This is a genomic window from Chitinophaga sp. (assembly GCF_036569125.1).
Classification (GTDB): domain Bacteria; phylum Bacteroidota; class Bacteroidia; order Chitinophagales; family Chitinophagaceae; genus Chitinophaga.
In genome coordinates this window covers 1-6,381 of sequence record NZ_DATCRF010000476.1, presented here as the reverse complement: position 1 = coordinate 6,381, position 6,381 = coordinate 1, and the positions used below count along the sequence as shown (strand labels likewise).

Here is a 6,381-nt window from a genome sequence, read left to right as displayed (position 1 = left end):
TGGTATACAGCATAAAGGTTCCGGTTGAGTTCCAGCGGCCTCCGGCCAGATAAGCACCTTTGCCGGAAAGATCTTGAGCCCTCTCTGCGGTTTTTACAATGCGGTAAACAATCATGACATTATAACTTCACTCATAAGAATATGGTTAATGAGAGAGAGATGATGCTTTTGATCAGGAGAAAATGCCTTCTTCAATACGGGTTAAAATATTGTTGACCAGCTTAATACCTGTAGGGGTACCCAGCAGTTCAAGCGGCTTTTTATCGCCCAAAGCCAGGTTATCTTTAGAAAGCCAGCGGTTCAGTTTGTTTTGATCTTCAAACACCTTCATACCGTGGGCTAATGTGCTCGCAATTTCAATTGCCTGTGAAGAAACTACTTTATCCATGGGGTCTTCTGGTTTTTTACGTTCTAATGTTTTGGTGGACAGATCTACCAGATCTGCCATTTCCCTTATTGTGATATTCATAAACCTGGCGATGTTTATAAGGCAAACCTTAGGCAAACCCAGGAAGCTAAGTTCTACATAATCCATGTCATTTTTAGGGATCAGCGCTTCATCCGCCTCAAAATTTCCGCCCAGTATATACCACGTAACCCTGTCCTGGTCATCCCACATACCACTGGTATCTCCTCCTTTATTGGCTATGGGGCTGTTTTTGGCTTTTGAGTAAATGTGCAGGCGTGCCTGGCCGGATAAATTTACCTCAATAGGCGTTGACGGCGGGTTAGTTTTGCCTGCTTTTGAAGTAATATCCCCTTCTTTACCTGCTTTTGAGATATCACCCTTTGCTTTAGATGTATCACCCTCCGCCTTCATAATCGTACATTTTACCCAAATATACCCCTTTTTTGTCGGTTTTCCACTTCCCCTCCCAAAAATCTTAAAATTTTCTCCCCCTTATAGTGTAAGAATCCTGCTTGTATACAGCGGTAACTTTGTATTAAACAAAAGAAGCTAAGATGACAACCGTAACAACAGGCAGGCCAAAAGAAAGCAGCGCAGTGGCCAACATTGCGCTCAAAAAAGATACCTTTCCGGTATTGGAAATGACCTGTGCGGCCTGCGCAATCAGCGTAGAGTCTATGCTGAAAACAGCTGCCGGTGTGCAGGATGCCGGCGTAAATTTTGCCAACCAAAGCGCCTGGGTGGTGTATGATCCTAACATAGCTACCCCGCAATCCTTACAAAATACCGTTCGCTCCATTGGCTACGACCTGGTAATTGATACCGCTAACCAGCAGGAAATAAAAGAAACCGCCCAGCAGCAATACTATCAAAAGCTGAAAATAAGAACTATATGGTCATCGCTGCTGGCGCTGCCGGTAGTGGTGATCGGTATGTTTTTCATGAACATGCCTTATGCCAACTGGATCATGCTGGTACTGGCTACGCCGGTGGTATTTTACTTCGGCCGTAATTTCTTTATCAATGCCTGGAAACAGGCCCGGTTCCGCAAAGCCAATATGGATACGCTGGTAGCGCTCAGCACCGGTATTGCCTGGGTATTCAGCGTATTTAATACCGTATACCCTGCTTTCTGGCACCAGCGCGGCTTGCATGCGCATGTATATTTTGAGGCCGCTGCAGTGGTAATTGCATTTATTTCATTAGGCAAGCTGCTCGAAGAAAAAGCAAAGTCCAACACTTCTTCCGCCATTAAAAAGCTGATGGGCTTACAGCCTCAAACGGTAACTATAGTACATCCGGGCGGCCATATGCAGCAAATGCCTGTTGCCCAGGTAAAGGTGCAGGATGTACTACTGGTAAAACCCGGTGAAAAAATTCCGGTAGATGGTGTAGTGATCAGCGGAGGATCTTATATAGATGAAAGTATGATCAGCGGAGAGCCGCTGCCCGTAAGTAAAGCAGCCGGCGATCAGATCTTTGCCGGCACCATTAACCAACAGGGCAGCTTCCAGTTCCGTGCAGAAAAAGTAGGGGGGGATACTGTATTGGCCCGCATTATAAAAATGGTGCAGGAAGCCCAGGGCAGCAAAGCCCCGGTGCAAAAGCTGGTTGATAAAATAGCCGGTATTTTTGTACCCGTAGTAATAGGCATTGCTATCCTTGCCTTTGCTGTATGGATGATAGCTGGCGGTACACATGCCTTTACGCATGGCTTGCTGGCCGCAGTAACCGTGCTGGTAATTGCCTGTCCCTGTGCATTAGGCCTGGCCACGCCAACCGCTATAATGGTAGGAGTAGGAAAAGGCGCCAGCCACAACATGTTGATCCGTGATGCAGAGAGCCTGGAGCTGGCCCACCGGGTAAATGCCATCATCCTGGATAAAACCGGTACCATTACAGAAGGCCGGCCTACACTCACAGATACTTATTTCATAAACGATACTGCAGTCTGGAAACAGGTGTTGCTGGCCATGGAGCTGCAATCGGAACACCCGCTGGCAACCGCCATTGTAAATGGTTTGCAGCAGCAGGGCATACAGCCGCTAAGCATAAAGAACATTACCAGCATTACAGGTAAAGGCATAGCCGCGGTGTATGAAGGCGTCACCTACCGTATAGGCAGCCTTCCCTTTATGAAGGATCATAACATTCAAATGAATGCAGCCCTGGCAGCCAAAGCACAGGCCTGGCAGGCATCAGCTAAAACCGTTATTGCTTTTGCCGCTAATGCGGAAGTGGTGGCAGTACTGGCCATTGCAGATAAAATAAAAGCTACTTCCAAAGAAGCCATTACCGCTTTACAGCAACAGGGTATAGCGGTGTATATGCTCACCGGCGACCAGGAGCAAACTGCCACCGCCGTAGCTAAGCAGGTAAATGTGCAGCATTATAAAGCCGGCGTAATGCCGGATGAAAAAGCCGCCTTTGTAAAAGAGCTGCAGCGGCAAGGTAAAATAGTGGCTATGGTGGGCGATGGTATTAACGACAGTCACGCACTGGCCCAGGCAGATGTAAGCATTGCCATGGGCAAAGGTTCAGACATTGCCATGGATGTAGCGAAGATCACGCTCATTACTTCCGATCTGAATACGCTGCCCAAAGTATTGCGCCTGTCACGCAAAACGGTGCGCACCATCCGGCAAAACCTTTTCTGGGCCTTTATTTACAATATTATAGGTATTCCGCTGGCAGCAGGCGTCTTATATCCATTCAACGGGTTTTTATTAGATCCTATGATTGCCGGCGCGGCCATGGCATTGAGTTCCGTGTCAGTGGTCAGCAATAGTTTGCGCTTAAAATTGTCAACATTATAAAAGCATAATAGCATGGAAACGTTAAAATTCAAAACAAACATTAAATGCGCCGGTTGTATAGCAACCGTAACGCCTTTCCTGGATACAGTAGCCGGTAAAGATAGCTGGAGCGTGGATACACTAAACCCCGATAAAACACTGGTGATCAACACTGATAAGTCCATCACCGGGGCCGATGTGATCCAGGCGTTACAGCAGGCCGGCTATAAGGCAGAAAATATCTAAACAGCTAAAAGAATGTAAAATGTAAAATTTCAAACCGACAAAGGAGGTTCATAGAGACCATTTAAAAGACTTTGTGAACGAGATAAATCATAAATGTAAAAGTAAAATGCCCTGAGCATAAGCTAATACCTGATATCGTGGCATTTCACTTTTACATTTGAAATTTTACATTTACGATTTTACATTCTTTTTGTTCAGCTCCCTGTAAGTATTAAAAAATAGTATCTTTGTTCTCATATGAAGCGATTCATTGCTGTTATATTAGCCATCATTTACATGAGCACCGCCATGGGCGCCTCTGTGCAGTTACATTACTGCATGGGCAAGCTGGTGTCATGGGAGCTGGGTAGCAGCATAAAGGATCACTGTAAGGGCTGCGGTATGAAGCTGCCCGCCAAAAATACCAGCAAAAAGAAATGCTGTCAGGATGAGTACAAGGAAATAAAGCTGAAAAAAGACCATCATAACCCGGCAACTGCGGGCGTGATGGTTCCCATGGCTTTAGAAGCCACCCCGGTAACCATGTATACTTTACAGGTGATGCCTGTAGCTTCCCTGGCAGTTAGCTTTCCTGTAGCACAGGCGCCGCCGGACCTTGGCAATACCCCTGTTTTCCTGCGCAATTGTAATTTCCGTATCTGATATAACCCCCACTGCCGTTATACTCCATAACGCAATACTCCCTTTTTAACTTTTTCCTTTTACTTTTTTACTTATTGTTATGGTACATAAGATCATTGCATGGTCGTTACGTAACCGTTTTATAGTGCTGGTGCTGGCAGCGGCATTATTTGCCTGGGGATTTTTTGCCGTCAAAAAAAATCCCATTGATGCCATTCCCGACCTGTCCGAAAACCAGGTGATCGTATTTACGGAATGGATGGGCCGTGGCCCCCAGCTGGTAGAGGACCAGGTTACCTACCCGCTGGTAACCAGCCTGCAGGGCATTTCCAAAGTGAAATATGTGCGCGGCTCCTCCATGTTTGGCATGAGCTTCATCTTCGTGATCTTTGAAGATGATGCGGATATTTATTGGGCACGGGAACGCGTGCTCGAAAAGCTAAGCACCGTTACCCAACAATTACCGCAGGGCGTAGCGCCCACATTGGGGCCGGATGGTACAGGCGTAGGTCATATCCTCTGGTACACGCTGGATGCGCCGGATGTGGACCTGGGCGAGCAACGCGCTATCCAGGACTGGTACGTGAAATTTGCCCTGCAAAATGTACCCGGCGTAAGTGAAATAGCCTCCTTCGGCGGCGCGCAGCAGCAATACCAGGTTACGGTAGATCCTAATAAGCTGCTTTATTATAAGCTGGGTGTAACAGACGTGATCAATGCCATCCGTACTAACAACAATGAATCCGGCGGCCGCAAATTTGAAATGAGCGGCATTGGCTACATCATTAAAACCAGCGGTTACCTGCAATCCATAGAGCAGATCCGCAACATACCGGTAAAGAACCAGAACTCCATTCCCATTCGGGTGGCAGATATTGCCAGCGTACAAATGACCGGCGAAACCCGCCTGGGTATTTTTGACCAGGATGGTAAAGGCGAGCGGGTAGGCGGCATTGTGGTAATGCGGTACGGCGAAAATGCAGATGCCGTTATTAACCGCGTAAAGGCCAAAATGAAGGAAGTGGCTAAAGGCCTGCCCGCAGGAGTGAAGTTCGATATTGTGTACGACCGCGGCACGCTTATTAAAGAATCCGTAAGCTCCATTAAACGCACGCTTATAGAAGAAATGATCGTGGTATCGGTTGTGGTGATCATTTTCCTCTTCCACTGGCGCAGCGCGCTCAGTATCATTATCCAGATCCCCATCACACTGGCAGCCAGCTTCATTTTACTGAATGCCTTTGGTATTTCGTCCAACATCATGTCCTTAACCGGCATTGCGCTGGCTATTGGGGTGATCGTGGACAATGGCATCATTATGAGCGAAAATGCCTACAAGCACCTGGCAGAGCGGTATGCGAAGCACCTGGATCAAACAAAAAATCAACTATGAGCTTATTCAAAAAAATATTCCGCAAAACACCGGACTGGATCACTGAGGAGGAGCGCCTGGCAGTGATAGAACAGTCCAGCAAACAGGTATCACGGGGTGTGTTCTTTGCAACCGTGATCATCATCACCTCTTTTTTGCCGGTGTTTATGCTCACCGGGCAGGAGGGCAAGCTGTTTCACCCGCTGGCCTTTACCAAAACATTTATTATGCTGGTAGATGCGGTGCTGGTGATCACCCTGGCGCCGGTGCTCATCTCTTTTTTCATGAAGGGAAAGTTCCGGCCGGATAATGCCAACCCCGTAAACCGCCTGCTGGAAAGGATCTACGAACCGGTGATCCGCTGGGTGCTGCGTTGGCGTAAAACCACGCTGGCCATTAATATCCTGGCGCTGATTATTTCCATTCCCTTATTAAAAAGCCTGGGCACGGAATTTATGCCGCCGCTGGATGAGCAAAGCATCCTGTTTATGCCGGTAACCTTACCGGATGTAAGCAATGCCGAAGCTAAACGTTTGCTGCAGGTGCAGGACCGGATCATACGCACCGTGCCGGAGGTAGATAAAGTGCTGGGAAAGGCCGGCCGCGCCAGCACAGCCACAGACAATGCGCCCATCAGCATGATAGAAACCATCATCATGCTTAAGCCTAAATCACAGTGGCGCAAGGGGCTTACTAAAAAAGATATCATCAACGAGCTGGATAACAAGCTGCAGATCCCCGGCGTGGTAAATGGCTGGACGCAGCCCATCATTAACCGCATTAACATGCTGGCCACCGGCGTACGTACCGATGTAGGGATTAAAGTGTTCGGGCAAAACCTGGATACCATTGCAGCCGTATCGGCAAAGGTAAAACAGGCGCTGGAAGGCACTCCCGGTGTGCAGGACCTGTACGTGGAGCCCGTTACCGGCGGTAAA

Annotated in this window: 7 protein-coding genes; 5 read left to right on the top strand and 2 right to left on the bottom strand. The window is 47.9% G+C overall.

From position 1 onward, the window contains the following. Positions 1–115 (bottom strand): RES domain-containing protein (locus tag VIM87_RS31420; RefSeq protein WP_414649653.1); only part of this gene is annotated, 115 nt, incomplete at its 3' end. A 57-nt stretch (positions 116–172) separates the two neighbouring features. Next, on the bottom strand, positions 173–820 hold the full coding sequence (gene parS / locus VIM87_RS17740) for a type II toxin-antitoxin system Xre/ParS family antitoxin (RefSeq protein ID WP_331998296.1): 648 nt from the start codon (positions 818–820) through the stop codon (positions 173–175). A gap of 143 nt (positions 821–963) precedes the next feature. Here parS and VIM87_RS17735 point away from each other — a divergent pair, with 143 nt between their 5' ends. The 5 genes from VIM87_RS17735 to VIM87_RS17715 all read left to right on the top strand — a co-directional run. After that, a complete protein-coding gene (locus tag VIM87_RS17735) occupies positions 964–3,225 on the top strand; it encodes a heavy metal translocating P-type ATPase (RefSeq protein ID WP_331998295.1) in 2,262 nt (753 codons plus the stop codon). A 12-nt stretch (positions 3,226–3,237) separates the two neighbouring features. After that, positions 3,238–3,450, top strand: a complete 213-nt coding sequence (locus VIM87_RS17730; RefSeq protein ID WP_331998294.1) for a heavy metal transport/detoxification protein — start codon at positions 3,238–3,240, stop codon at positions 3,448–3,450. A 237-nt stretch (positions 3,451–3,687) separates the two neighbouring features. After that, complete coding sequence (locus VIM87_RS17725; protein ID WP_331998293.1) at positions 3,688–4,092, top strand: HYC_CC_PP family protein; 405 nt, start codon at positions 3,688–3,690, stop codon at positions 4,090–4,092. Between the two features lie 79 nt (positions 4,093–4,171). After that, entirely contained in the window at positions 4,172–5,464 is a 1,293-nt protein-coding gene (locus tag VIM87_RS17720; protein ID WP_331998292.1) for an efflux RND transporter permease subunit, read from the top strand. Next, positions 5,461–6,381 (top strand): efflux RND transporter permease subunit (locus tag VIM87_RS17715; protein ID WP_331998291.1); only part of this gene is annotated, 921 nt, incomplete at its 3' end. The genes VIM87_RS17720 and VIM87_RS17715, both read left to right, overlap by 4 nt.

Excerpts from the sequence above, each read along its gene's own strand:
- parS (WP_331998296.1), bottom strand. The coding sequence starts at position 820 with ATGAAGGCGGAGGGTGATACATCTAAAGCAAAGGGTGATATCTCAAAA.
- VIM87_RS17735 (WP_331998295.1), top strand. The coding sequence starts at position 964 with ATGACAACCGTAACAACAGGCAGGCCAAAAGAAAGCAGCGCAGTGGCC.
- VIM87_RS17730 (WP_331998294.1), top strand. The coding sequence starts at position 3,238 with ATGGAAACGTTAAAATTCAAAACAAACATTAAATGCGCCGGTTGTATA.
- VIM87_RS17725 (WP_331998293.1), top strand. The coding sequence starts at position 3,688 with ATGAAGCGATTCATTGCTGTTATATTAGCCATCATTTACATGAGCACC.
- VIM87_RS17720 (WP_331998292.1), top strand. The coding sequence starts at position 4,172 with ATGGTACATAAGATCATTGCATGGTCGTTACGTAACCGTTTTATAGTG.